Consider the following 24,186-nt stretch of genomic DNA (forward strand, 5'->3'; position numbering starts at 1 on the left):
CCTTGGCGCGAGTGATTGGAAACTGTCAATCACTAATCGCTCTAGGCTGTCCCGGTGCCCACTCCACGACGCGCCGCCACCGAGGCCGAGATCGCCGCGATGGCCTCCGGAATAAGGCTGCGCATCATCCGGTTGACCTACTCCGAGGCGCTGACCAACAAGGAGCTCGCCGAACGGCTCGATCGCGATCCGGCGACGACGCTGCACCACGTGCGCAAGCTCGTCGACACCGGATTCCTCGAAGCGCTTCCGCCACGACGCGGCACGCGCGGTGCGAAAGAAATTCCGTATCGCTCGACCGGGTTGTCATGGCATCTTGATTCCCGCGACAGGGGGATCGATCAGGCGATCTTCGAGGCTTATCTGGCCGAGATCGCCGACGTGGGATTCGACGAGGTGCAGCAGACGCGCCTGGTCGTCCAGGTGCCGGACGAGCAGATCACCGAGTTCGAAACACGGCTGATGGAACTCGTCGACGACTTCATGTCCCGGCCGGTCGACCCGGAAGCGAAACGCACGGCCATCTACCTGTCGAAGTATCCCAGCAGGTAATGAATTCGGTCCCGCCGCCGAAACGTGGGACCATGGAGGCACGATGACGGAACTGACACACAACGATCTGAACGACATGGACCCTTCGACCGGCGAACTGGAGCTCGAGGACCGCGCCTCGCTCCGCCGGGTAGCGGGCCTGTCCACCGAACTCGCGGATGTCACCGAGGTCGAATACCGGCAGTTGCGCCTGGAGCGCGTCGTTCTGGTCGGTGTGTGGACCGAGGGCAGCGCCCTCCAGTCCGAGGCCTCGCTCGCCGAACTCGCGCGGCTCGCCGAAACGGCGGGCTCCGAGGTGCTGGAAGGCCTGGTGCAGCGGCGGATCCGCCCGGATCCCGCCACCTACATCGGCTCGGGCAAGGTCAAGGAACTGCGGGACATCGTGATGGCCACCGGTGCTGACACGGTGATCTGCGACGGTGAGCTCTCGCCCGGCCAGCTGCGTCAGCTGGAGGAGAAGGTCAAGGTGAAGGTCATCGACCGCACCGCCCTGATCCTCGACATCTTCGCGCAGCACGCCCGCTCCAAGGAGGGCAAGGCACAGGTCGAGCTGGCCCAGCTGCAGTACCTGATCCCGCGGCTTCGCGGGTGGGGTGCGGCGCTGTCCCGGCAGGCCGGTGGCCGCGCGGGTGGCGCCAACGGTGGTGTGGGTCTGCGTGGTCCCGGTGAGACGAAGCTCGAAACCGACCGGCGGCGGATCAACAAGCGCGTGGCCAAGCTGCGTCGCGAGATCGCCGCGATGGACACCATCCGCGAGACCAAACGCGGTCGCCGGGTGGCCAACGAGGTGCCGAGCGTCGCGATCGTCGGCTACACCAACGCCGGCAAGTCGAGCCTGCTCAACGCGCTGACCGGCGCCGGGGTGCTCGTCGAGGACGCGCTGTTCGCCACGCTGGATCCGACGACCCGGCGGGCGCAGACCCCCGACGGCCGCACCTACACGCTGACCGACACCGTCGGTTTCGTCCGGCACCTGCCGCACCAGCTGGTGGACGCGTTCCGGTCGACGCTGGAGGAGGCGGCGAGCGCCGACCTGCTCGTGCACGTCGTCGACGGCGCCGACCCGACGCCGGAGGAGCAGGTCAACGCGGTGCGCGAAGTGCTCGCCGAGATCACGAAGCGCCGTTCCGAGCCGCTCCCGCCGGAGCTGCTGGTGATCAACAAGGCCGACGCCGCCGACGAGGTGTCGCTGGCCCGGTTGCGGCACCAGCTGGCCGGTTCGGTGCAGGTGTCGGCGCGGACCGGCACCGGGATCACGGAGCTGGCCGAGGTGATCGCGGAGCGGCTGCCGAGGCCGGAGGTCGTGGTCGAGGTGCTGATCCCGTACTCGCGGGGCGAGCTCGTCTCCCGTGCCCACGCCGACGGCGAGGTGCTGGAGGAAGAGCACGTCGAGACCGGTACCCGGCTGGTCGTCCGCGGCAGGCCCGAACTGGCCGCGGCGCTGAGCGACTTCCAGACGGACGGTTCGGCTCTGTAGAGACACAAGTACGTGAAGGCCCCCTTCCTTGCGCTAGACGCAGTGAAGGGGGCCTTCACGTACCCAGGGCGTTGGGGCACCGCGGCCGGTCGCTGAAAGTGGCCTTCGCGACATTCCGCCCCATCTCGGCGTCCGCACCGAACTGCGCGCCGTCCCGGACGTCTCCGTAGTGTGGGGCTTCAGGGGTTCCACGGTACGGAGGTGGATGTGCGGGGGATTGTCGCGGCGACGGTCGTGCTGGCGGCGTTCATCGGCGGGACGGCTCCCGCCCTGGCGCAGGAGGTCCCGGCACCGCAGCCGGTGTGCAAGAACAGCGACTCCCGGCTCAGCGAGCTTTCCGGGCTGGTTTCCGACGGTGAGCACCTGTACGCCCTCAACGACGGCGGGACCAAGACGCAGGTCTTCGTCCTCGGCCGCGACTGCAAGGTCCAGAAGGTCATTTCGGCGCCCACGGACCCGTACGACCCCGAAGACCTCGCCCGTACCGCGGACGGCACCTTCTGGCTTTCCGATACCGGTGACAACCGCAAGCGGCGGGACACGGTCGCGCTGATCTCGCTGACGCCGCAAGGCAAAGCGACGCTGCACCGGCTCACGTACCCCGACGGGCAGCACGACGTCGAGGCGCTGATCATGGACCGCTCCGGCACGCCGTACCTGATCACCAAAGACGTCTTCGGCAACGCGAAGGTGTACCGGCCGACGGGGCCGCTCGCCAGTCCCGGGCCGACCCCGCTGGAGAGCGTGGGGTCACTGCAGATCAAGGAGACGTCGACACCCGGCGGACCCGTCGGGTCGATCGGTTCGATGACCGTCACCGGCGCGGCGTCAATGGCCGACGGCTCGGTGGTCGCGTTGCGCACCTACACCGACGCCTATCTCTACGCCGTCACCGACGGAGACCTCAAGAGCGCGCTGCAGCGCGAGCCCGTGCGGGTACCCCTGCCGAACGAGAAGCAGGGGGAGGCGATCGCCTTCGATCCGGACGGGACGCTGCTGTCCGGCGGGGAGGGCGTCGGCGAGCAGATCCGGGCGGTGAAGGGCGCGGCGGCACTCGCCGTGGACGCGGCGAAATCCGAGGGCAGCACGTCGGGCGGGACCTCCGCGGCCGGTGGCACGGGCCAGGGGTCCGACTTCCCGTACGTGCAGGTCGGTATCGCCGCGGTCGTCGTGATCGGCGGCCTTCTCCTGGTCGGCAGGCTGCGCAAGCGGCGTGCTTGACCGAGAAGCGGAAGGGCTGCCGAAGCTGCCGAGCCTGACCCGGGTCGGCTGACCCGGGATCCCGGCGTGCTCCGGCTTGGGGCTACAGCCTGCGAAGAACGGCGACGACCTTGCCGAGGATCGTGGCGTCGTCACCCGGGATGGGCTCGTACGCCTCGTTGTGCGGCATCAGCCAGATGTGGCCGTCCTTGCGCTTGAACGTCTTGACCGTCGCTTCGCCGTCGATCATCGCCGCCACGATCTCGCCCGGGTCCGCCGTGGGCTGCTGGCGCACGACGACCCAGTCGCCATCGGTGATGGCGGCGTCGACCATCGAGTCGCCGGTGACGCTGAGCAGGAACAGCTCACCCTCGCCGACGATCTCCCTCGGCAACGGGAAGACGTCTTCGATCGCCTGCTCCGCCAGCACCGGACCACCGGCCGCGATCCGGCCGACGAGCGGCACGTACGCGGCCTTCGCGGCCGACTGCGGCTGCTCGACGTCGATGCCCATCGGGTTGTCGTCCGTCGTGGCGAGCACACCCACCGCACGCGGGCGGTTCGGGTCGCGTCGCAGATAACCCTTGCGCTGCAGGGCCTGCAACTGGTGCGACACCGACGAAGTGGAGGTCAGCCCGACCGCCTCGCCGATCTCACGCACACTCGGCGGGTAGCCGAACCGGCTCACCCACAGTTTGATCACGTCGAGCACCTGCTGCTGCCGCACGGTCAGGGTCTCGTCCACCTCGTAGACCTCGGGCAAGGCGCGCACCTTGCCCGAGCCCCTAGGCGCGTTCCCCGCCTTGCTCTCCTTAGCCACCGTCTCGCTCCTTCATCTCCTGCGTCGCCTCCCAGTACGTCCGGTCGCCCGGACCGACTTCGCGTGTCTTCGCCGGTGGCGGACGATCTTCCCCGCCCACGGCACCGGCGGCGTCCGCGCAGCAGACGCCCTGGTCAACGACGTTAGCCCGCCGGGACGACGATTTCAAACATCTGTTCGATGGACACGCCGTGTCGCTCGATTTTTGTCGGTGGGAGGTGGTACACATTCGCACGGGCGTTCGATAGAACGCGTGTTCGATCTTGATGCCGGGTCCCGGACCGGCGGCGAGTGCAGCAGGACTGCGAGGAGGTTCCGATGTCGATTCTGGCCGATCGAGGACTGGTGCGGCCCAGTTCCCCCGGGCCCGTTCCGGCAGGGGTGACCCGGCCCGTGCGGGTGGGGCGGGGCAGGCGTGCCGAGCCCTTGCGTCCGCCGACCAGGGCGCGGGTCGTGGCGGGCCGTCGCCCCGGCGTCGCCACCGTCGCCCCGGCGTGCCCGGCGCCGCGGCGGCTCCCGCTCAGGTGGCCGTCGCTCGTCGGGATGGCCTTGCTCGTCGCGGGGATCATCACCGGATTGGGTCTGTTCTTGGCCGGTGTTCCCGGCGCCGCGGTGCCCGAACGGACCACCACGGTGTCCGTTTCCGCGGGCGAGACGCTGACGGAGATCGCGGCGCGATTCGCGCCAGGCAGTGACACTGGCGCGGTCGTCGCCAAGATCAAGGAGCTCAACTCCCTGGAAAACGCCGTCCTCGTGCCCGGGCTGCCGCTCACGGTCCCCGTCGCGGCCGAGGTCGCGGAAGGCGGGAGGTGATCCCGAAGGACGCTCTCACCCGTCGTGGGTGAGCTCCTCATTCGTGTCTGATCGACCCGGCTGTTGCGCTTGCGTGCGTCCGACCAGCGATCTAGTCTCCACCGCTATATGTAGTAGTTACATGGCTGTAGTTGGTCCATAGCTTGGGGTAGACTCGGTACCAGTTGTCCACAGCTGGCCGGTGTTCACCCACCGGATGTCCACAGATCGATCCACATGTCGATCTTCTCCGTCGTTGCGTGGCGACGGGGGCGGGCGTCCACTCGGGACCGGCCGGCGCGGAGGGGAAGGTGATCGGCGGATGAGGTGCCCGTTCTGCCGGCATGCGGACTCTCGGGTCGTCGACTCCCGAGAGGTGGATGAGGGTCAGGCGATCCGGCGGAGGCGCTCCTGCGCCGCTTGCGGCCGGCGCTTCACCACTTCGGAGACGATGGTGCTCGCCGTCGTCAAACGATCCGGGGTCACCGAGCAGTTCAGCCGGGACAAGGTGGTCCGGGGGGTGCGCCGCGCCTGCCAGGGCAGGCCCGTCGACGACGACGCGTTGCAGCAGCTCGCGCAGCGGGTCGAGGAGTCGATCCGGTCGGCGGGGCTGGCGGAGATCCCGAGTCACGAGGTCGGCCTGGCGATCCTGGGCCCCCTGCGCGAACTCGACGGCGTCGCCTATCTCCGGTTCGCCAGTGTCTACCGCTCCTTCTCCTCGGTCGAGGACTTCGAGAAGGAGATCTCGGACCTCCGCGAGGCCATGGCTGCCACACCGGACGAGAGCGATCAAGACGCGAAAGACGGCTGATGCCGCCTCCCGCGTGGGAGTGAGGGAAAGACCCATGACCGAGACCGTGGGAACAGGCAACCCGGCCACAGCGCGGACGAACGGGAAGAAGAAGCAGGCGGGCGGGCTCACCGTGCGCCGCGTCTTCACCACCGAGGGCGTCCACCCCTACGACCAGGTCACCTGGGAGAACCGGGACGTCGTGATGACGAACTGGCGCGACGGCACGGTCAACTTCGAGCAGCGCGGTGTCGAGTTCCCCGGCTTCTGGTCGGTCAACGCGACGAATATCGTCACGAGCAAGTACTTCCGCGGTGCGGTGGGGACGCCTCAGCGCGAGCAGAGCCTGAAGCAGCTGATCGACCGCGTCGTCCACTCCTACGTCAACGCCGGCCGCGAACACGGTTACTTCGCGAGCCCCGCCGACGCCGAGGTCTTCGAGCACGAGCTGACCTGGATGCTGCTGCACCAGGTGTTCAGCTTCAACTCGCCGGTGTGGTTCAACGTCGGCACGACGTCGAAGCAGCAGGTCAGCGCGTGCTTCATCCTCGCGGTCGACGACACCATGGAGTCGATCCTCAACTGGTACCGCGAAGAGGGCCTGATCTTCAAGGGCGGCTCCGGCGCCGGCCTGAATCTCTCCCGCATCCGGTCCTCGCGCGAGCTGCTGTCCTCCGGTGGCACCGCGTCCGGTCCGGTCTCCTTCATGCGCGGCGCCGACGCGTCCGCGGGCACCATCAAATCCGGCGGCGCCACCCGGCGCGCGGCGAAGATGGTCGTGCTCGACGTCGACCACCCGGACGTCGAGGAGTTCGTGCAGACCAAGGCCCGCGAAGAGGAGAAGATCAAGGTCCTCCGCGACGCCGGGTTCGACATGGACCTGTCCGGTTCGGACATCGCCTCCGTCCAGTACCAGAACGCGAACAACTCGGTCCGCGTGTCCGACGAGTTCATGCAGGCCGTCGAGACCGAGGGCGACTTCGGCCTGCGGTCCCGGACGACCGGCGAGGTCATCGACCGGGTCGACGCGAAGAAGCTGTTCCGCACCATCGCGCAGGCCGCCTGGGAATGCGCCGACCCGGGGCTGCAGTACGACGGCACGATCAACGATTGGCACACCTGCCCCGAATCGGGCCGGATCACCGCGTCCAACCCGTGTTCGGAGTACATGCACCTGGACAACTCCAGCTGCAACCTCGCCTCGCTGAACCTGCTCAAGTTCGCCACCGAGGACGGCGGTTTCGACGCGCCGCTGTTCGCGAAGGCCGTCGAGCTGGTCATCACCGCGATGGACATCTCGATCTGCTTCGCCGACTTCCCGACCGAGGCGATCGGCGACACCACTCGCAAGTTCCGCCAGCTGGGCATCGGCTACGCGAACCTCGGCGCGCTGCTGATGGCGCTCGGCCACGCGTACGACTCCGACGGCGGCCGCGCGCTCGCCGCCGCGATCACGTCGTTGATGACCGGTGTCTCGTACCGGCGTTCCGCGGAACTCGCCGCGGTCGTCGGGCCGTACGAGGGCTACGCGCGCAACGCCGAGGCGCACCAGCGGGTCATGCGCAAGCACGCCGCCGCCAACGAACTCGTGCGGACCTACCACTCGAACGACGCCGCGGTCCGCGCGCTCGCGACCCAGGAATGGAAGCGCGGCATCGAACTGGGCGAGAAGAGCGGCTGGCGCAACGCGCAGGCCTCCGTGCTCGCACCCACCGGCACCATCGGCTTCATGATGGACTGCGACACGACCGGCATCGAGCCGGACTTCTCGCTGGTCAAGTTCAAGAAGCTGGTCGGCGGCGGCTCGATGCAGATCGTCAACCAGACCATCCCGCGCGCGCTGGCCGCGCTCGGTTACCAGGGCGAGCAGATCGAAGCGATCGTCGAGTACATCGCTCAGCATGGTCACGTCGTCGACGCCCCGGGCCTGCGCCAGGAGCACTACGAAGTGTTCGACTGCGCGGTGGGGGAGCGGTCCATCGCGCCGATGGGACACGTCCGGATGATGGCCGCGGTGCAGCCGTTCCTGTCGGGCGCGATCTCCAAGACGGTCAACATGCCGGAGTCGGCGACCGTCGAAGAGGTCGAGGAGATCTACTTCCAGGGCTGGAAGTACGGCCTCAAGGCGCTCGCGATCTACCGCGACAACTGCAAGGTCGGCCAGCCGCTCTCCAGCGGCAAGAAGGAGAAGGCCGAGCCCGAGGCCGAAAAGGTCGTCGAGTACCGGCCGGTCCGCAAGCGCCTGCCGAAGAAGCGCCCGAGCCAGACGGTGTCGTTCACCGTCGGCGGCGCCGAGGGCTACCTGCACGCCGGTTCGTACCCGGACGACGGCCTCGGCGAGATCTTCGTGAAGCTCGGCAAGCAGGGGTCGACCCTTTCGGGCGTGATGGACGCGTTCTCGATGTCGATCTCCGTCGGCCTGCAGCACGGGATCCCGCTGGAGTTCTACGTTTCGAAGTTCTCCAACCTGCGTTTCGAGCCCGCCGGCATGACCGACGACCCGGACATCCGGATCGCCACCAGCGTCATGGACTACCTGTTCCGCAGGCTGGCGCTGGATTACCTGCCGTACGAGAAGCGTTCGCAGCTCGGCATCTTCACCGCCGACGAACGTTCGGCGCAGGTCGAAGCGAGCTACGGCACCGCTCCCGCCGCGGAGCCGGAGAACGTCGACATCGACGCCCTTCGGTCCACTGTGGACTCTTCGTCCGCGGAGCCCGCCAAGGTCGCGCACTCGACGGCGGAACTGGTGGAGTTGAACCTGGGCACCGCTTCCGACGCGCCGCTCTGCATGACCTGCGGCACGAAGATGCGGCCCGCCGGTTCGTGCTACGCCTGTGAAGGGTGCGGAGCGACCTCCGGCTGCAGCTAGGGCAGAGCGAATGTCATGAAAGGGTCGTTCAGGACGATATATGTCCTGAACGACCCTTTCATGACACCGGAGGCGCGTGCGTGACCATCGTTGATCCTTTCGGCACACTCAAGCAGGCGCTTTGGATCTGCGGCGGTCAATGGGCGGGGAAGTCGACCGTCTCCCGCCTGCTCGCCCACCGCCATGGAATCACCGTCTACCACTACGACTTCCACGACGCCCGTGCCCATCAAGATCGCCGCATCGCCTACCGCGTCCGGAACGGTTCGCCTGTCGAGGATCCCGACCCCGAGACCGTCTGGGTCGAGACGACACCCGAACGGATGGCCGCCGACACGATCGCCGGTTTCCCGACCCGATTCGCCTGGGCGCTGGACGATCTGCGCGCGCTGGTGTCCGGGCGCCCGATCCTCGCCGAGGGCTGGGGGCTGCGCCCGGAACTGGTCGCGCCACTCCTGGAATCACCCCGGCGGATGATCGTGCTGGTGCCCACGGACGAGTTCCGCGAGCACCAGCTTCGTGTCCTGCCCCGTGCCGGGGCGGTGACACAGCGGGTCAGTGACCCCGAACGCGCGCAGCGCAACCGGATCGCGCGAGACCGGCTTGTCGCCGAGGACGCCGTGCGGAGTGCGACCGGTCTCGGTATCCGGGTGCTGCGGGTCGACGGCTCGAAAGACGCCGAAGCGATCGCGGACGTCGTCGCCGAGCACTTCGGTCCCTACCTGGCCTGAGCGAGATCCAGGACCAGGACGACCGCGGCCAGCGCGAGCAGGCTGCCGGGGGCGGCGATGTTGCCGAAGACGCGGTGGCGCAGGTGGACGAAGACAGCGCCGATGTAGAACAGCACGAGCCCAGCGGCCGCGGCGGCCCCGAGGTACGGCACGCCGAACAGGCCGAGGATCAGCCCCGCCGCGCCCGCGGCTTTCACCAGGCCCAGGGGCACGATCCAGGACCGAGGTACGTCGACGGCGGCGGAATTCTCGAGAACGAAGGGGGCATAGACGAAATCGGCGATCGCCGCCCCGGCGTTGAGGACGATCGTCACGATGGCCACGATGAGGTATGCGGTGAACATGCCCTGTGGACGAGGCCCGCGCCCGGAACGTGACAGCGGTCAGGAACGCCAGCGGTCGAGCACCGCGTCGATGGCGGGCCGGATGCGGTCGCGGGCGGCCTGGCGTTCCACACCTGCCATGAGGAGGTCGTCGTATTCGGTGTCGAGATGCCGGATCGAGGCGACGACGGCGAGGAAGACCGCTCGTTCGGCCAGTTCCCGTCCGGCGGCGGACCGGCCTACCCGGCCGCTGCCCCGCAGGCCCGCGTGTTCGGCGATGGCGCGTGCTCGGTCCGGCGGGCAGGCGGGGAACATCTCGGTGATCGCGGTGTGGAACCGGGCGGTGAACTCGACGTCTTCGTGGGCGCGGCGTTCCCGATCGCGGCCGCGGCGCCGTTCCCGGATGTCCTCGTCGGCGAGGCATTGCTCCTCGGCGGCGCGCAGTGCCGCTTCTTCGACCAGGATCCCTTGCCGCTCATGGCGTTTCCGCGACCGGTTGAACTTGGTGACGACGGCGGAAAGCCGGCTCGCCTTCTTCGCCCGGCGGGTCAGGGTGGCGTCGCCGGAGGGCAGGAAGACCAGGTGGCCGAGGTCGGCGCAGTCGAGGCAATGCGGCTTTTCGTTCTCCGCGAACCACAGGTCGCCGGTGCCGCCGCAGTCGGCGCACGCCCAATCCCGGAGTGCCACCGACACCATGAGGTCGGGTGCTTTCCGTTGCCTGGCTTCGACTTGCGCGCGTTTCGCTTCGGACAGTCCCGGCATGATCCAGTGCGTCCGGAACAGCGGTTCGAGACCGGAGAGCTCGCCGGAGGTCACCCGGAGGGCGGCCCGGTCCCGGGTCGCGCCGACGTGCTCGATCTCCGAGCCTTCGAGGCCGTTCGCCGCGGCCCAGCGTTGCAGGGCACCGAGAGCGAAGGTCAGCTTCTCCGGTGCTACCGACAGCGCCCCCGTCAGCACGGGGATCCGGCCCCGCTGCCAGGCGTCGATGACGTTCTCCGAGAGCCAGCCGATGCCGGTGAGGATGCCGAGCGCGGTCACCGACTTCTTTTTGGCCAGCAGCTTTTCCGCCGTCTCGACGACGCGTTGTTCCAGTTTCGCTTCACCCTGCATCGCCGGGAATCCTAGCGATCACGCGGTTTCGGTGCGGGCCCGGTACGCCCGGATCTTGGCGCGGTTGCCGCAGCGCTCCATCGAGCACCAGCGACGGTTGCCCGAACGCGAGGTGTCGAAGAACAGCAGATAGCAGTCGCTCGCGGAACATTCGCGGACGCGGCCGGAGCGTTCGCCCGCGACCAGGCCGATGGCGTCGCGGGCGACGGCGCCGAGGAGTTGCTTCCCGGTGACGGGCGGCGCCCAGGCGAGCCGCCGGGTCTCCGGGTCCACGAGCGGCCTCGGGGTGGCTTCGGTCGCGCTGTTCAGCACGGCAAGGTCGTCGGCCGACGGCGCTTCGCCCCGGGCGAGGGCGGGCGCGACGCGGTAGAGCGTGTCCCGCAGTTCCTTCAGCGCGGTGAGTTCGGCGGGCCGGATCCGGACGTCGGTCAGGGGAGCGGTCAGCGCCAGCCGGGAGCCGGTGAACCAGTCGGCGAGGGCGGACGGCGTATGCGCGATCTCGTAGCGCTCGTACGGGCCGGGACCGCCGGTCAGCATGAGTTCGAGGCTGAGGCTGCCCGGGTCGAACCGGTACCGCTCACCCTGGGCGTTGACGAGCACTCTTGTTCCCGGAGTCATGTAACCACTATAGTCGGTTTCAGAAACCAGGTAAGACGGTTACAGCGGAGGCGTGATGATCGGCAAGACGAAGGACGCGGGCTGGGAGATCGGCGTGTCCAAGACGGTGGCGTATCCGCTGGACGAGGTTTGGGAGTATCTCTCGGGTCCGGGCTTGGCGGCCTGGCTGGGCGAAGTGTCGCTGGAGCCGGAGAAGGGCGCGCCGTACGAGACGGCCGAGGGCACCGTCGGCGAGGTCCGCGGTTACCGCGAGCGCGAGAAGATCCGCCTCACCTGGCGGCCGAAGGACTGGGATCACGAGAGCACGGTCCAGGTCGGGCTCCGTCCGGCCGGGCCGGGCAAGACGACCGTGGTCTTCCATCAGGAGCGGCTGACCGGGCCGGAAGAGCGCGCCGCGCAGCGCGAGCACTGGCAGGCCGTGATGAAGCTGGTCGTCGACGGTCTCGCCGGCTGATCAGGAGAGCGTTCGCCGGGCGAGCTCGGCCAGGGTGTCGGTGATCCGTTCGACGCTCAGGCCGAGCTCGCCTGTTTGATGCAGGAACACTTCGACGGCGAGCGGTGCCAGCAGGACGTCGGCGAGCACGTCCGGATCCGGGGCGCTCGCCTGCTCCGCGAGATGGCGGACATGGGTACGCCACAGCCGGTACGGCCCGGTGGTGAACCGCGAGTGCCCGACCTCGGTGCCGAGGACGAGATGCGCGTGCCGGGCGAGCAATCCGATCATCGCCGCGTAGAACGCGGCCAGCCGCTCGGCGGGCGGCGCGCCGGGCCCCAGTGGGGGAGGGCCGGTGAGCAGCCGCTCCTGGAGTTCCCGCTCGTGTTCGTCCAGAAGGGCCACGGCGATCGCCGAGCGGTCCGGGTAGCGGCGGTACAGCGTCGCGCGGCCGACTCCGGCCGCTTTGGCGATGTCTTCCATGGTGATGTCGGCCGCCGGACGTGCGGCGAAGAGTCCTTCGGCGGCCTCCAGGATCTTCGCGCGGTTACGGGCGGCGTCCGAACGTTCCCGTCCCGGACCGTTCGCGAGCAGATCTTCCGGCATGTTTCGCAGCCTAGGGAATATCCGGACGCAGCGTCCACTTGTACCCGGCGAAGCAAGTGGACGCCGTGTCCACTTCCTGGTCCCGGAGGCCCCGATGAGCCACCTTCTCCACCTCGACTCCAGTGCCCGCAGCGCGTCGTTCTCCCGCGAGCTGAGTGCCCGGTTCGCCGGCGCCTGGCGTGCCGCGAACCCGGGCGCGGCTTACACCTACCGCGACCTGGCCGCCGACCCGGTGCCGCCGATCGGCCAGGCCTGGACCGAGATCTGCGACGCCCTCCTCTGGGCGGGGATCACGGATCCGGAGGGGTACGCCTCCGTGGTGAAGACGCCGGAACAGCGCGAAGCCTGGGCGGTCATCGAGCCGCTGCTGGCCGAACTGCTCGCCGCCGACGTCGTGCTGATGGGGGCGCCGATGTACAACTTCTCGATCCCCGCGACGCTCAAGCTGTGGATCGACCAGGTGACGTTCCCGAAGATGTCCTTGGCGGGCAAGGCTTTCGTGGTCGCGGGAGCGCGTGGCGGCACCTACCTGCCGGGCACGCCGCGCGAGCCGGTCGACCACCACGAGCGCTACCTGCGCGATTTCTTCGCCGGGCACTACGACGTCCGGGACGTCACCTTCCTGCACTCCGAACTGACGAACGCCCTGGTCGACCCGCGGCTGAGCCCGCGTGACGCCGACCGGATCGCGTCGCGGGAGCAGGCGCTCCTCGGCGCCGAAAAGGCTGGGAGGGAAGTCTGATGGGCTGGGGAATCCTGCTCCTGGCGGGAGCCGTCGAGGTCGCCTGGTCGCAGAGCATCAAGCCGACGGAGAACTTCACCCGGTTCTGGCCGACCGTGCTGTGCTTCGTGCTCGGCGTCGCCGCGGTGTACCTGCTGTCGAAGGCGATGGACTCGATCCCGGTGGGGACCGCGTACGCCGTTTTCACCGGGATCGGGGCGGTGGGCGCGATCGTGTTCGGCATCGTGATCCACAAGGACCCGGTCAGCTTCGGCCGGTTCGCGGCGATGGCGCTGATCGTCGGAGGGGTGGTGCTCGCGAAGGTGACCGAGTGAGCTCCGAGTGTCATGAAAGGGTCGTTCAGGACGCAAGATGTCCTGAACGACCCTTTCATGACACGTCAGGCGAGCTTCTCCCACAGGAACTCGAACATCAGCGCCCATTTGAACGCCAGTTGCTCGTTGTCGGCCGCCGCGCCGTGCCCGCCCTCGATGTTCTCGTGGTACCGCACGTCGTGCCCCTGCTCCGCCATCCGCGCGACCATCTTGCGCGCGTGCGCGGGATGCACCCGGTCGTCGCGGGTGGAGGTGACGAACAGGACCGGCGGGTACGCGCGGTCCGCGTGGACGTTCTGGTACGGCGAGTACTTCCCGATGAAGTCCCATTCCGCCGGGGCGTCGGGGTCGCCGTACTCGGCCATCCACGACGCGCCCGCGAGGAGCTTGTGATACCGCTTCATGTCCAGCAGCGGGACCTGGCTCACGATCGCGCCGAACAGGTGCGGGTAGCGCGTCAGCATGACACCCATCAGCAGCCCGCCGTTGCTGCCGCCCTGGATCCCGAGCCGGGACGGCTCGCTGATCCCGCGCTCGACGAGATCGGCGGCGACGGCCGAGAAGTCCTCGTAGACCTTGTACCGCTTGGCTTTGGTCACCGAGGTGTGCCAGTCCGGCCCGTATTCGCCGCCACCGCGGATGTTCGCGACGACGTACGTGCCGCCTCGCGCGAGCCAGCCGCGGCCGATGATGCCGCTGTAGCCGGGGGTCAGTGAGACCTCGAAGCCGCCGTAGCCGGTCAGGAGCGTCGGGCCGCCTTCGGCACCGGAGGGGCGTACGACGAAGTACGGGATCTTCGTGCCGTCTTCGGACGTCGCGAAGTACTGCGAGACCGTCATGCCTTCGCTGTCGAAGAACGACGGAGCGCGCTTGAGGACCTCGACGTCACCGCCGACGTGCCCGTAGCTCAGCGTCGACGGCTGGGTATAACCGCTGGAGTCGAGCAGGTATTCGTCGCTGACGTCGGGGTCGGTGCCGGTGATCTGCGCGGTGCCCAGTTCCGGGGCGCCGGCGAGCGGCCGGGAGGTCCAGCCTTCGGACGGCGTGAGCACGTGCAGTTCCGTCCGGACGTCGGACAGCGTCGAGAGCAGCAGGTGGTTGTGCGTCCACGCCCAGTACTCCAGTGACGTGTGCGCGTCCGGCGTGAACAACGTCGTGAAGGAGCGCTCGCCTGCCATGAACGCGTCGAAGCCGGAGGCGAGCAGGGTGCCGGAGGGGTATGTCGTGCCTTCGACGGTCCAGTCCGAGCGAAGCCGGATCAGCAGCCACTCACGGTGCGAAGACGTCTGGGCGTCCTCGGGGACCTCGATGCGGTCGAGACCGGCAGCCGTCCGGACATACCTTTCCGTGCGGTAGAAGTCGACCGACCGGTAGACGAAGTCGCGCTCCCAGCCCTCGGTCGGGTCGTGGTGCGCGGACACCGAGACGTCGTCCGGTTTGCCCTCGAAGACCACCGTCGCCTCTTCGAGCGGCGTGCCGCGGCGCCATTCCTTCGCCAACCTCGGATAGCCCGAACTGGTCAGCGTCCCCGGACCGAAGTCGGTGCCGACGTAGACGCGGTCCTGGTCGATCCAGCCGATCCTGGTCTTGGCTTCGGGGACGAAGAACCCGTCGTCGACGAAACGGCGCTCGTCGAGGTCGTACTCGCGGACCACGGTCGCGTCGGCGCCTCCGCGCGACAGTTCGACCAACGCGCGGTGATACCCCGGACGGAGGACGGCCGCGCCCTGCCACACCCAGTTCTCGCCGTCGGCCTCGGCCAGGGCGTCGACGTCGAGCAGGAGCTCCCACTCCGGGTCGTCGAGCCGGTACTGCTCCAGGGTGGTGCGGCGCCACAGGCCGCGGGGGTTGGCCGAGTCCTGCCAGAAGTTGTACAGATATTCGCCGCGGCGCCGGATGTACGGGATCCGGTCGTCGGCGTCGAGGACCTCGCGGACCTCGTCACGGATCCCGGCGAACCGCTCGCCGGTGGACAGTTCCGCCAGCGCCTCGGCGTTGCGGGCTCGCACCCAGTCCAGCGCTTCTTCGCCGGTCACGTCTTCCAGCCACAGGTACGGGTCCTCGTCACTCATGCCCACAGTCTCGCCGGGTGCTCCGTCCCGGCGCCACCAGGTGTGGCATTCCGTATGCTGTGGGCTCGCACGTTTGGGGGACATCATGACCGGCACCGACGAGGTACCCAGACCGTTCGCGCCCGCGCCGCCTCGTCCCGAAAGCCCCCGCAACACCGGGACCGCCGTGGTCGGCCTGCTCATCGTCGCCGCGCTGACCACCACCGGGATGGCGATGGCGGGCGGACCGCGGAAGATCGACGGTCAAGCCCTCCCGGCGTCCGGTGTGTACACCTCCGAAGGGGCCAAGGCGCCCGCCGGGAACGCGAAACCCGCGCCGAAGGAGGTGCGGGAACTGGAGACGAACCCGCTGCTGGCGGAGGGGATCGCGCTCGGCGCCGTCACCTGCCGCCTGCCCGCGATCAGCCGCGAGCCCGCGAAACTGGAGACGTACTACAAGACCTTCGTGTCCTGTCTCGCCGAATCCTGGAAACCCGCCTTGGACCAGGCGAACGAACCCGCGCTGACGGCGACCGTTCAGGTGACGCTGCCCGAGACCAGCGCGTGCGGGAAGGCGCCGAGCGAGAACGAGGCCGTCGCCTACTACTGCGGCGGTGACACCACGATCTACGCGCCGACCCAGTGGATGCTGGGCGACGCGGGTCTCGAACGGTCTCGTCACCTCGCGACGATGGCCCACGAGTACGGGCACCACATCCAGCGGTCCAGCGGGATCCTGTCGGCGGCCGCGGAGAAGATGTCGTCGCCGGGCGAGGACAGCCCGGCCGACAAGGAACTGGTCCGCCGCATCGAACTGCAGGCGAACTGTTTCGGCGCGCTCGCCCTCGCGGCCGCCGCCGGGCGCGGCTCGATCAGCAAGTCGCTGGCGAACGCGGCACTCGACGACTACGGCCGCGCCGACGACAGCGACACCCACGGCAGCCGTCGTAACCAGCTGAAATGGGCGAAGGCCGGGTTCTCCGGGAAGACGACGTCGGCGTGCAACACCTGGGCGGCGCCCGCTTCGGACGTCAAATGACCGACGAGGTGATGGCCGAGATCAACACCGGCCTCCAGGCGCACATCTCCGGCGACCGCGACGGCGCGCGCGAGAGGTTCGCGGCGTTGTGGGAACGGATCGGCGAGGACGGTGACCCGCTGCACCGGTGCGCGCTCGCGCATTACATGGCCGACGTGTGCGACGACCCGGCCGACGAACTCGCCTGGGATCTCCGCGCGCTCGCGGCGGCCGATTCCCTCACCGACGAACGCGCCAAGGAGTACCACGCGACGCTCGCCGTACGCGGGTTCTACCCCTCGCTGCACCTGAACCTCGCCGAGGATTACCGCAAACTCGGTGATCACGGGTCCGCGAAGAAGCACTGGGAGCTCGGGCGGGGGACTCTCGGCGCGCTCGGCGACGACCCTTACGGCCTGGGGATCATCGAAGCGTACGACGCGCTCGCCACCCGGCTCGGTCTCGAACCGGACTCTCCGGACTTTCGCGCACGGCGGTGAGGCCATAACCTGGAGTGACTCAGGTCACCCATCCGGGAGGAGCGCGTATGCGGATTTCCGATCTGTTGCGGAACAAGGGGGCGGCCGTCGCGACCGTCTCGCCGGAGACGAACGTAACCGAACTGCTCGAGAGACTGGCGGAGCACAACGTCGGCGCCTTGGTGGTCGTCGACCCCGAGGGCGGGATCGTCGGGATCGTCTCCGAACGGGACGTGGTGCGGCGGCTCAACGAGCGCGGACCCCAGCTGCTCGACGGATCGGTGTCCGCGATCATGACGAAGATGGTCGCGAGCTGCACCCCCGAGGATTCGGTGGACCAGCTGTCGGTCCTGATGACCGAACGCCGGATCCGGCACGTCCCGGTCGTGGTGGACGGCAGGCTCGCGGGGATCGTGAGCATCGGCGACGTCGTGAAGACCCGGATGGAACAGCTGGAGCAGAGCCAGGAGCAGCTGGAGGCGTACATCTCGCAGGGCTGATCCCGGTCCGGCCCGTGCAATGAAAGGTCCTTTCCTTGCAAAATTTGCAAGGAAAGGACCTTTCATTGCATCCGGAGGCGGCTACTCGCGCCACCCAGACAGCTCGACACCCTTCGCGACGTCCACCCGGTACCCGAGCGTCACGACGCCCTTCGCGCCCGAAGCGAGCGTCAGCCGCCACGTGAACTCGCCCAGCTCGGTCCGCTCCACCGGCTCCGGCGTGGTGCGCACGTCCCGGACGGTGATCGCGTCGTCCCGGGAGACCGGTGCCTGGTCCAGCACGGTCACGACGGCCTCGCGCGGGCTGTGGTTGACGATCGTCGTGGTGTACGCGGCTTCCCGTTTGCGGACGCCGGACAGCGTCGCCTTGCTCGCCGTGCGGTGCGTGAGTTCGCGCTCGATCCGGATCCGGTCGTCCACGCCGAGGGCGAGTTCGAGTTCCTCGCCCGGCGCCCAGACGTCCAGCCGCGTGGTGCCGACGAACTCCGTCTCGTGGAACACCGACGCCTTCCCCGGCCGCAGCGTGTGCTCCGAAGTGTTGACCACGGTCGCCCGCAGGAACGCCTCCGGGGACACCGCCGGAGCGGAGATGTAGCCCAGTTTCGCCGTCAGCTCCAGTTGCGCGAGCGTCGTGCGGTGGCCCTGCGCCCCCGACGGCACCGCCACCGGGCGGCCCGGCCGGTAGGTGACCGCGGTGGTGCCCTGTTCGACGGACGCCGTCCGCGCCGCCATCGGCGGGCCGGCGGGCGCCGGCATGCCCACCGACTCCGGTATCCCGCCGCCCGCGGGCGACGCGCTGCCGTACGCCGCGCGGGCCATCAACGGCTGGACCGGACGCACGCGGTCGAGGAACCAGGGTTCGAGTTCCGGTACTTCGACGGTGTTCGCCGGCCGCGCGGTCGACAGGGCCAGTTCGCATTCCGGCCAGTCCTCGCCGGTGTGCTGGGTGATCCGCCCGTACCAGGTCAGCGAGACGTCCTCACCGCGGACGCGCACGTCGTAGCCGGGTTCCCAGCCGGCGTTCGCGACCACATAGGACAGTTCGAGGCCGATCTCCGCGCCGTCCTCCCCGGGCTCCAACTCGACCGTGACCGTCGCGCTGTCCACTTCGGACATCCCCTGTTTCGCCTCGATCTCGCGGTCCAGCGCCTTGAGGTCGTCCCGGAGCCGGGCGAGGCGGATGCCGAGTTCGCGGCGCTTGCCCAGCGCCTCGGCCAGCTGGGTGCCCAGCGCGTCGGTGACTTCGGCGACCCGGGGCGGCTCCGCCGTGCCCGCCGCGAGCGCCTTCGCGAAACTTTTGCCGCTGCGCGTCGCCAGGCCGGTCAGCAGGTCTACCTTCGCCGTCTCGGCGGAGACCGCGTCCGCGACCTCGTCGACCACCGCTTGATCGGCCTTGCGCTGTTCGGTCAGCGCGCGCAGTGACGCGTCCGCGGGCGCGGGATGGCGCTCGACGGCGACGTCGACCCCGGCGATGACCGCCGGACCGGAACCGGTGACGCGGACCGAATCCGTGTCCAGGTTCCATGGCAGGCCCGCGAAGGCGAAACGCGTTTCCCCGTCGAGGGCCGCCGAAGCCCGCCTCGTGATCCGGGCGTGGTGCGGATAGACGGTGACGGCGACGATCGGTGCGTCCAGGGTGCTCGGCATGCCTCCGACGTTAGTCTCTTGACACCCGTTCGGGTGGCCGGAAGCCTCAGCTTCGTCTTGCCCACCAGCCTTTTGGGGGTCTTGTGAGAGTCGCCAGGCTCGCCGCCCTGTTCACCGCCGTCCTGGTCCTTCCGGCGACGGCGTTGCCCGCCCAAGCCGACGCGCCGCCAACGCCGGTCTTCAAGGACGGCCAAGCCCAGCCGGTGTTCGACCCGGCGGACGTCATCCGGGAGAACGTCTGGGTCACCGCGCCGGTCGACAGCGACCACGACGGCAAGGACGACCTCGTGCACGCGGAGGTCGTGCGTCCTCGCGCGACACAGCAGGGCATGAAGGTTCCGGTCGTCTACCAGGCCAGCCCGTACTACGCGGGCGGCAACGACGTCGCGAACCACAACGTCGACGTGGAGCTGTACGTGCCCGGCGCGAAGCGCGCCCCGGCGGGCCCGCGGATCGCGACGAAGACCGTCGGTCCCAACGCGGCACCGATCAGCTGGCGCTACCAGGACTACTTCACCGCCCGCGGGTTCGCCGTGGTGTACGGGGAATCGCTCGGCAGCGGTCAGTCCACCGGCTGCCCGAGCACCGGCGACGTCAACGAGACCATCGGTGCGAAGTCCATTGTGGACTGGCTGAACGGCCGTGCGACGGCGCGCGACGCGGCGGGCAAGGCCGCGGTCGCGGACTGGAGCACCGGCAAGACCGGCATGACGGGCGTCTCCTACAACGGGACGCTGCCCAACGCGGTGGCCAGCACCGGCGTCGAAGGGCTGGAGACGATCGTCCCGATCGCGGCGATCTCCAGCTGGTACGACTACTACCGCAACGACGGCGCCGTCGTCGCGGCCGGCGGTTTCCAGGGCGAGGACGCGGACGTGCTCGCGGATTACGTCTACACGCGCCAGGATCGTGCCGTGTGCCGTCCGCTGATCGACCAGATCGGGGTGGACCAGGACCGGGTGACCGGCGACTACAGCCGCTTCTGGGACGTGCGGAACTACCGCAACGACGTGAACAAGGTGCGCGCCTCGGTGCTCGTGGTGCACGGCCTCGGCGACTGGAACGTCAAGACCGACCAGGGCACCCGCTGGTACGAAATGCTCAAGGCGCGCGGGGTCGAGCACAAGATCTGGCTGCACCAGGCCGGGCACGCCGACCCGTACAGCCTCCGCCGCGACGTCTGGCTCGCCACGCTGAACAAGTGGATGTCGCACTACCTCTACGGCATCGACAACGGCATCGAGCGCGAGCCGAAGGCCACCATCCAGCGTGAGGACAAGTCGTGGGTGGACGAGCCGGAGTGGCCGCTGCCCGGCACCCAGGACGTCAAGCTCTACCCGTGGCCCGGCGGTTCTTCGAAGGGCAAGCTCGACACGCGCAACCCCGTCCCGGGCAAGGCCGCCGTCGAGACGCTGGCGGACGACGCGGGCAAGACGATCGAACAGCTGGCGGCCGCCGCGTCGTCGGGCAACCGCCTGCTGTACTCGACCACCGCGGCGAAGCAGCCCGTGCGGCTTTCCGGAACCGTGAAGACCGATCTGTCGCTGTCCTTCGACAAGCCGGCCGCGAACGTGACCGCGGTGCTCCTCGACCGCGCCCCGGACGGGACGGCGAAGGTGATCACCCGGGGTTGGACCGACCCGCAGAACCGGCGCGACCCCGCCCGCACCGACCCGATCACCCCTGGTGAGAGCTACAAGGTCGAGGTGGAACTGGTCGCGAAGGACTACCTGCTCGCGGCCGGGCACAAGATCGAGTTCCTGGTGGCCTCCAGCGACCACGACTACACGCTCCGGCCGAAGCCGGGCGCCGGTGTCTCGGTCGAGCTGAACCGCACCTCGCTGGTGCTGCCGGTGGCGGGCGGCAAACCCGCGCTGCGTGCCGCCTTCGGCTGATCAGGGCCGCGTTTTCCGGATGCCACGTCCCGCTCGGGACGTGGCATCCGGCGTTTCGGATGGAAAACGCCGACCCGACCTCGGGCTTGTACGGAAAATGTATTTCCCCCGGCTTTGCTCCGTCCTGTCCGGCTTCCCCACCTGATGGAGGTCTCCATGTCCAGGTTGCGCCGTTTCGCAGTGCTCGCCGCGGCCGCCGTTCTCCCCGCGCTCGGCCTGACCCTCGCCGGCACGACGCAGGCGTCGGCCGCCCCGAACTTCCAGGTTCCCTTCAAATGCGGCGTCACGGTTACGGCGGCGACGTTCAGCGGGCACAGCCCGGCGAACTCGGTCGACTTCCAGAAGTCGGGGATCACCGGGATGCCGGTGCTGGCCTCGGCGGGCGGCACCGTCACCCGGGTCGCCAACGAAGGCAGCACCAGCTACGGGCGCTGGGTCGAGATCGACCACGGTGGCGGCTGGCGTACCCGCTACGCCCACCTTTCGACCCAGTCCGTCTCGGTCGGCCAGGCCGTCAGCCTCGGCAAGCAGATCGGCACGGCCGGCGCGACCGGCGGGGTGACCGGTCCGCACCTGCACTTCGAAGAGCGGCTCAACGGGGTGGCGCAGAAGGCGGTGCTGAACGGGGTCGCGGTGCCGTACTACGGCCACACGAACTTCACCAGCAAGAACTCGTGCGGCGGCAACCCGTACGAGGCCACCGAGGTGTGCGGCAGCGGCTTCTCGGTCGTCGATTCGCAGGGGCTCGCGAACGGTTCGGGAACCGCGTACCTGCTGTACAACGCTTCGACCAAGGCCAACTGCGTCACCACGCTGAAGGCCGTTTCGCTCGGCACCGCTTCGCCGGTTTCGGCGTTCCTCGAGGTGCAGGGTTCGGCTCGCGTGACCGACTCCGGCAGCTTCACCTACTACGCCGGACCGGTGAAGAAGACGGCCGCCTCGACCTGCGTCAAGTGGGGCGGGTCGGTCGGATCGAACGCTTACGAGAGCCCGTTCGAACACTGCGACTGATCCCGCGGGGCCGGGCACTGTAGATCACCTCACCGACAGGATCGGCGTCCCACGAGCGGTCCCGCGGCGGTTGTCCACAACGGTCCCGGCTGTCCACAGATATGTCATGCCCCCACCCGCGGCCCCATTCCCGCCGCAGGGTGGGGGCATGACCACTTCCACCCCGACCGGCAGGATCAAGGTCGATCTGACGGATCCGGCGGACCTGCTCGCCGCGATCCCGTACCTCCTCGGATTCCACCCCGAGGACTCCGTCGTCGTCTTCGGCCTGCGCGGCCCGGGACGGATGAAACAAGGCCTCGTCATGCGCGTGGACCTGCCGCCGCCCGGCCTGGAGCAAGACCAGGCGCGTGACCTGGCGATCAGGCTCGCCGTGAGCGGTCACACCGGTGCCACCCTCGCGGTGGTCGGCGGTGGCGCCGCGAACAAGGCGGGACGGCCACCGCGCCGCCGGTTCGTCCGGCGCCTGGAAGCCTCGCTGGCCGAGTACGAGATCTCGGTGACGCATTCGGTGTGGGCGCCCAGGATCGCCGCCGATGTGCGGTGGGGCTGCTACCGGGAACGGACCTGTGGCGGGATCCTGCCGGATCCGCGGGACTCGGTGGCCGCCGCGATCGTCACCGGTGCCGGGCACGTCACCCACGCCAGCCGGGACGAGGTCGAGCGGCTCTTCGACCCCGTCGCGCCGGAAACGCTCGCCAGACGTGCCGATCTGCTCACCAGAATGGCCGATCCGCCGTGGCGAGGGGAGGATCCCGTCCCGGCCGGAGTCGCCGAGGTGAACGCCGCCCTCAACCGAGTCGACGGCGGAGACCGGGCGATCAGCGACGACCAGGCCGTCCGGCTGGCCTGGGCGCTTTCCCTGGTCGAGGTTCGCGGCGCCTGTCTGCTCACGGCCGTCCCCGCGGACTCGTCGCTCGCCCGGGTGGCGGAGGACCTCTGGCTCATCCTGGCCCGGGAGCTTCCGGCACCCGAAGCGGCCGAGGCGCTCGCTCTGAAGGCGCACGCCGCCTATGTCCGAGGTGACCTGGCGGCCGCCGGGATGGCCTTGGCCAGGGCCGCCGAGGCCGACCCCGGGCACGGGCTGGCGAAGCTGCTGAGCACGGCCCTCAACGCGATGGTGCCGCCGGCCGACCTGATCGGGGTGGTCCTGCGGCAGCAGGCCGAAGGACCACCGGAGATCGCACTCAGACGTTCTGGCGGGACTGGGTGAACGCCCAGGCGTCGGCCACGATGCCGTCGAGGTCGGTGCGCTCGGGCTTCCACCCGAGTTCGTCACCGGCCCGCTCGCTGGACGCCACGAGCACCGACGGGTCGCCCGCGCGGCGCGGCGCGACCGCGGCGGGGATCTCGTGACCGGTGGTGCGGCGGCACGCCTCGATCACCTCGAGCACCGAGAAACCGGTGCCGCTGCCGAGGTTGTAGATGCGGTGTTCGCCGTCGGCCGCGTGCCGCAGGGCCAGCAGGTGCGCGTCGGCGAGGTCGACCACGTGGATGTAGTCGCGGATGGCGGTGCCGTCCGAAGTCGGGTAGTCGTCACCGAAGATCTGGATCCGCTCGCGGTCCCCGGTGGCGACCTGGAGCACGAGGGGGATCAGGTGGGTTTCGGTGGTGTGCCGCTCGCCGAAGGAGCCGTAGGCGCCGGCGACGTTGAAGTAGCGCAGGCTGACCGCGGCGATGCCGTGGGCGCGCGAGAACGACGTGATCGCGTGGTCGATGGCCAGCTTCGTCGCGCCGTAGGTGTTGGTCGGCTGCGTCGGCGCCGTCTCCGGGATGGGGGAGGACTCGGGTTCGCCGTAGGTGGCCGCGGTGGAGGAGAACACCAGCCGCTTCGTGCCGTGGTCGCGCATCGCCTCGAGCAGGCGGAGCGAGGTGAGGACGTTGCCTTCCCAGTACTTCGCCGGATCCGTCATCGATTCGCCGACCAGCGACTTGGCGGCGAAGTGGAGGACACCGTCGAAGCCGTCGCCGAGCAGGCGCCGGGCGACCTCGGCGGCGTCACCCTCGACGAAGGTCGCGTCCGGGTGCACCGCGTCGGCGTGCCCGGTGGAGAGGTCGTCGACCACGGTGACGTCGTGCCCGGCCTCGATGAGGCGGGCCGCGCAGACGCTGCCCACATAACCGGCTCCGCCCGTCACCATCAGCTTCAGGGTCTTGGTCGGTTCGTCGGTCACGTTCGCGCCTTTCTGCTGCGGATGCGGTCGC

Annotated in this window: 24 protein-coding genes; 16 read left to right on the plus strand and 8 right to left on the minus strand. The window is 69.1% G+C overall.

Annotation, left to right across the window (positions count from 1 at the left end; all coding sequences use genetic code 11):
* Positions 1 to 54: 54 nt before the first annotated feature.
* From AMK34_RS23200 to AMK34_RS23210, 3 genes are all read left to right on the plus strand, one after another.
* Positions 55 to 552 carry an ArsR/SmtB family transcription factor gene (locus AMK34_RS23200; protein ID WP_038516315.1) on the plus strand — a complete coding sequence of 166 codons (498 nt, stop codon included), beginning with the start codon at positions 55 to 57 and terminating at the stop codon, positions 550 to 552.
* 43 nt (positions 553 to 595) lie between these two features.
* Positions 596 to 2,029 (plus strand): GTPase HflX, encoded by a 1,434-nt coding sequence (hflX, locus tag AMK34_RS23205; protein ID WP_073846769.1) that lies wholly within the window; start codon positions 596 to 598, stop codon positions 2,027 to 2,029.
* A 207-nt stretch (positions 2,030 to 2,236) separates the two neighbouring features.
* The gene (locus AMK34_RS23210; RefSeq protein WP_073846770.1) at positions 2,237 to 3,250 is read left to right on the plus strand and encodes a hypothetical protein; all 1,014 of its coding nucleotides are present in this window, start codon (positions 2,237 to 2,239) and stop codon (positions 3,248 to 3,250) included.
* A gap of 82 nt (positions 3,251 to 3,332) precedes the next feature.
* Here AMK34_RS23210 and lexA read toward each other — a convergent pair whose 3' ends face one another.
* The gene (lexA, locus tag AMK34_RS23215; RefSeq protein ID WP_037343289.1) at positions 3,333 to 4,049 is read right to left on the minus strand and encodes a transcriptional repressor LexA; all 717 of its coding nucleotides are present in this window, start codon (positions 4,047 to 4,049) and stop codon (positions 3,333 to 3,335) included.
* A 318-nt stretch (positions 4,050 to 4,367) separates the two neighbouring features.
* Between lexA and AMK34_RS43565 the strand changes: the two genes are divergently transcribed.
* The 4 genes from AMK34_RS43565 (at position 4,368) to AMK34_RS23235 (ending at position 9,234) form a co-directional block, all read left to right on the plus strand.
* The gene (locus AMK34_RS43565) at positions 4,368 to 4,862 is read left to right on the plus strand and encodes a LysM peptidoglycan-binding domain-containing protein (RefSeq protein WP_073846771.1); all 495 of its coding nucleotides are present in this window, start codon (positions 4,368 to 4,370) and stop codon (positions 4,860 to 4,862) included.
* Between the two features lie 301 nt (positions 4,863 to 5,163).
* Entirely contained in the window at positions 5,164 to 5,652 is a 489-nt protein-coding gene (gene nrdR / locus AMK34_RS23225) for a transcriptional regulator NrdR (RefSeq protein WP_034311932.1), read from the plus strand.
* A gap of 34 nt (positions 5,653 to 5,686) precedes the next feature.
* Positions 5,687 to 8,503, plus strand: a complete 2,817-nt coding sequence (locus AMK34_RS23230; protein WP_073846772.1) for a vitamin B12-dependent ribonucleotide reductase — start codon at positions 5,687 to 5,689, stop codon at positions 8,501 to 8,503.
* A gap of 80 nt (positions 8,504 to 8,583) precedes the next feature.
* Positions 8,584 to 9,234: a hypothetical protein gene (locus AMK34_RS23235; RefSeq protein ID WP_073846773.1), complete on the plus strand. Its 651-nt coding sequence runs from the start codon at positions 8,584 to 8,586 to the stop codon at positions 9,232 to 9,234.
* On the opposite strand, the gene AMK34_RS23240 is transcribed toward AMK34_RS23235, so the two are convergent.
* The 3 genes from AMK34_RS23240 to AMK34_RS23250 form a co-directional block, all read right to left on the minus strand.
* On the minus strand, positions 9,222 to 9,548 hold the full coding sequence (locus AMK34_RS23240) for a DoxX family protein (protein WP_378410879.1): 327 nt from the start codon (positions 9,546 to 9,548) through the stop codon (positions 9,222 to 9,224). The two genes, AMK34_RS23235 and AMK34_RS23240, sit on opposite strands and share 13 nt — an antisense overlap.
* 69 nt (positions 9,549 to 9,617) lie before the next feature.
* Positions 9,618 to 10,667, minus strand: coding sequence for a DUF2293 domain-containing protein (locus tag AMK34_RS23245; protein ID WP_073846775.1), 1,050 nt, complete (start codon positions 10,665 to 10,667; stop codon positions 9,618 to 9,620).
* 18 nt (positions 10,668 to 10,685) lie between these two features.
* Positions 10,686 to 11,285 carry a CGNR zinc finger domain-containing protein gene (locus tag AMK34_RS23250; protein ID WP_073846776.1) on the minus strand — a complete coding sequence of 200 codons (600 nt, stop codon included), beginning with the start codon at positions 11,283 to 11,285 and terminating at the stop codon, positions 10,686 to 10,688.
* A 55-nt stretch (positions 11,286 to 11,340) separates the two neighbouring features.
* Between AMK34_RS23250 and AMK34_RS23255 the strand changes: the two genes are divergently transcribed.
* Positions 11,341 to 11,739, plus strand: a complete 399-nt coding sequence (locus tag AMK34_RS23255; RefSeq protein WP_037343302.1) for an SRPBCC family protein — start codon at positions 11,341 to 11,343, stop codon at positions 11,737 to 11,739.
* Here the strand turns inward: AMK34_RS23255 and AMK34_RS23260 are convergent, their stop codons facing one another.
* Positions 11,740 to 12,324, minus strand: coding sequence for a TetR/AcrR family transcriptional regulator (locus AMK34_RS23260; RefSeq protein ID WP_038516291.1), 585 nt, complete (start codon positions 12,322 to 12,324; stop codon positions 11,740 to 11,742).
* Between the two features lie 94 nt (positions 12,325 to 12,418).
* On the opposite strand from AMK34_RS23260, the gene AMK34_RS23265 reads away from it, so the two are divergent.
* On the plus strand, positions 12,419 to 13,066 hold the full coding sequence (locus AMK34_RS23265; protein WP_073846777.1) for an FMN-dependent NADH-azoreductase: 648 nt from the start codon (positions 12,419 to 12,421) through the stop codon (positions 13,064 to 13,066).
* A complete protein-coding gene (locus AMK34_RS23270; RefSeq protein ID WP_037343307.1) occupies positions 13,066 to 13,380 on the plus strand; it encodes a DMT family transporter in 315 nt (104 codons plus the stop codon). The genes AMK34_RS23265 and AMK34_RS23270 overlap by 1 nt, the downstream gene beginning before the upstream one ends.
* A 65-nt stretch (positions 13,381 to 13,445) precedes the next feature.
* Here AMK34_RS23270 and AMK34_RS23275 read toward each other — a convergent pair whose 3' ends face one another.
* Complete coding sequence (locus AMK34_RS23275; RefSeq protein ID WP_073846778.1) at positions 13,446 to 15,452, minus strand: prolyl oligopeptidase family serine peptidase; 2,007 nt, start codon at positions 15,450 to 15,452, stop codon at positions 13,446 to 13,448.
* Between the two features lie 85 nt (positions 15,453 to 15,537).
* On the opposite strand from AMK34_RS23275, the gene AMK34_RS23280 reads away from it, so the two are divergent.
* Genes AMK34_RS23280 through AMK34_RS23290 form a run of 3 tightly spaced genes read left to right on the plus strand, consistent with a single transcriptional unit; the run spans position 15,538 to position 17,428 of the window.
* Positions 15,538 to 16,470 (plus strand): neutral zinc metallopeptidase, encoded by a 933-nt coding sequence (locus AMK34_RS23280; protein ID WP_038516282.1) that lies wholly within the window; start codon positions 15,538 to 15,540, stop codon positions 16,468 to 16,470.
* Positions 16,467 to 16,949 carry a hypothetical protein gene (locus tag AMK34_RS23285; RefSeq protein ID WP_073846779.1) on the plus strand — a complete coding sequence of 161 codons (483 nt, stop codon included), beginning with the start codon at positions 16,467 to 16,469 and terminating at the stop codon, positions 16,947 to 16,949. The genes AMK34_RS23280 and AMK34_RS23285 overlap by 4 nt, the downstream gene beginning before the upstream one ends.
* A gap of 47 nt (positions 16,950 to 16,996) precedes the next feature.
* Positions 16,997 to 17,428 (plus strand): CBS domain-containing protein, encoded by a 432-nt coding sequence (locus AMK34_RS23290; RefSeq protein WP_037343317.1) that lies wholly within the window; start codon positions 16,997 to 16,999, stop codon positions 17,426 to 17,428.
* Between the two features lie 81 nt (positions 17,429 to 17,509).
* Here AMK34_RS23290 and AMK34_RS23295 read toward each other — a convergent pair whose 3' ends face one another.
* Positions 17,510 to 19,075: a DUF4139 domain-containing protein gene (locus AMK34_RS23295; RefSeq protein WP_038516277.1), complete on the minus strand. Its 1,566-nt coding sequence runs from the start codon at positions 19,073 to 19,075 to the stop codon at positions 17,510 to 17,512.
* Between the two features lie 83 nt (positions 19,076 to 19,158).
* Here AMK34_RS23295 and AMK34_RS23300 point away from each other — a divergent pair, with 83 nt between their 5' ends.
* From AMK34_RS23300 to AMK34_RS23310, 3 genes are all read left to right on the plus strand, one after another.
* Positions 19,159 to 20,970, plus strand: coding sequence for a Xaa-Pro dipeptidyl-peptidase (locus AMK34_RS23300; RefSeq protein ID WP_073846780.1), 1,812 nt, complete (start codon positions 19,159 to 19,161; stop codon positions 20,968 to 20,970).
* A 156-nt stretch (positions 20,971 to 21,126) separates the two neighbouring features.
* Complete coding sequence (locus tag AMK34_RS23305) at positions 21,127 to 21,981, plus strand: M23 family metallopeptidase (RefSeq protein ID WP_038516271.1); 855 nt, start codon at positions 21,127 to 21,129, stop codon at positions 21,979 to 21,981.
* Between the two features lie 148 nt (positions 21,982 to 22,129).
* Positions 22,130 to 23,194, plus strand: coding sequence for a DUF4192 domain-containing protein (locus tag AMK34_RS23310; RefSeq protein WP_073846781.1), 1,065 nt, complete (start codon positions 22,130 to 22,132; stop codon positions 23,192 to 23,194).
* On the opposite strand, the gene galE is transcribed toward AMK34_RS23310, so the two are convergent.
* Positions 23,169 to 24,122: a UDP-glucose 4-epimerase GalE gene (gene galE / locus AMK34_RS23315; RefSeq protein ID WP_143202595.1), complete on the minus strand. Its 954-nt coding sequence runs from the start codon at positions 24,120 to 24,122 to the stop codon at positions 23,169 to 23,171. The genes AMK34_RS23310 and galE overlap by 26 nt on opposite strands.
* Positions 24,123 to 24,186 lie beyond the last annotated feature (64 nt).

The sequence above is a fragment of the Amycolatopsis sp. CB00013 genome (assembly GCF_001905755.1).
GTDB classification, from domain to species: domain Bacteria; phylum Actinomycetota; class Actinomycetes; order Mycobacteriales; family Pseudonocardiaceae; genus Amycolatopsis; species Amycolatopsis japonica.

Excerpts from the sequence above, each read along its gene's own strand:
- galE (WP_143202595.1), bottom strand. The coding sequence starts at position 24,122 with ATGGTGACGGGCGGAGCCGGTTATGTGGGCAGCGTCTGCGCGGCCCGC.
- AMK34_RS23290 (WP_037343317.1), top strand. The coding sequence starts at position 16,997 with ATGCGGATTTCCGATCTGTTGCGGAACAAGGGGGCGGCCGTCGCGACC.
- AMK34_RS23250 (WP_073846776.1), bottom strand. The coding sequence starts at position 11,285 with ATGACTCCGGGAACAAGAGTGCTCGTCAACGCCCAGGGTGAGCGGTAC.
- AMK34_RS23260 (WP_038516291.1), bottom strand. The coding sequence starts at position 12,324 with ATGCCGGAAGATCTGCTCGCGAACGGTCCGGGACGGGAACGTTCGGAC.
- AMK34_RS23245 (WP_073846775.1), bottom strand. The coding sequence starts at position 10,667 with ATGCAGGGTGAAGCGAAACTGGAACAACGCGTCGTCGAGACGGCGGAA.
- AMK34_RS23295 (WP_038516277.1), bottom strand. The coding sequence starts at position 19,075 with ATGCCGAGCACCCTGGACGCACCGATCGTCGCCGTCACCGTCTATCCG.
- AMK34_RS23285 (WP_073846779.1), top strand. The coding sequence starts at position 16,467 with ATGACCGACGAGGTGATGGCCGAGATCAACACCGGCCTCCAGGCGCAC.
- AMK34_RS23255 (WP_037343302.1), top strand. The coding sequence starts at position 11,341 with ATGATCGGCAAGACGAAGGACGCGGGCTGGGAGATCGGCGTGTCCAAG.
- AMK34_RS23275 (WP_073846778.1), bottom strand. The coding sequence starts at position 15,452 with ATGAGTGACGAGGACCCGTACCTGTGGCTGGAAGACGTGACCGGCGAA.
- AMK34_RS23280 (WP_038516282.1), top strand. The coding sequence starts at position 15,538 with ATGACCGGCACCGACGAGGTACCCAGACCGTTCGCGCCCGCGCCGCCT.
- AMK34_RS43565 (WP_073846771.1), top strand. The coding sequence starts at position 4,368 with ATGTCGATTCTGGCCGATCGAGGACTGGTGCGGCCCAGTTCCCCCGGG.
- AMK34_RS23310 (WP_073846781.1), top strand. The coding sequence starts at position 22,130 with ATGACCACTTCCACCCCGACCGGCAGGATCAAGGTCGATCTGACGGAT.
- AMK34_RS23265 (WP_073846777.1), top strand. The coding sequence starts at position 12,419 with ATGAGCCACCTTCTCCACCTCGACTCCAGTGCCCGCAGCGCGTCGTTC.
- AMK34_RS23305 (WP_038516271.1), top strand. The coding sequence starts at position 21,127 with ATGTCCAGGTTGCGCCGTTTCGCAGTGCTCGCCGCGGCCGCCGTTCTC.
- nrdR (WP_034311932.1), top strand. The coding sequence starts at position 5,164 with ATGAGGTGCCCGTTCTGCCGGCATGCGGACTCTCGGGTCGTCGACTCC.
- AMK34_RS23270 (WP_037343307.1), top strand. The coding sequence starts at position 13,066 with ATGGGCTGGGGAATCCTGCTCCTGGCGGGAGCCGTCGAGGTCGCCTGG.
- AMK34_RS23230 (WP_073846772.1), top strand. The coding sequence starts at position 5,687 with ATGACCGAGACCGTGGGAACAGGCAACCCGGCCACAGCGCGGACGAAC.
- hflX (WP_073846769.1), top strand. The coding sequence starts at position 596 with ATGACGGAACTGACACACAACGATCTGAACGACATGGACCCTTCGACC.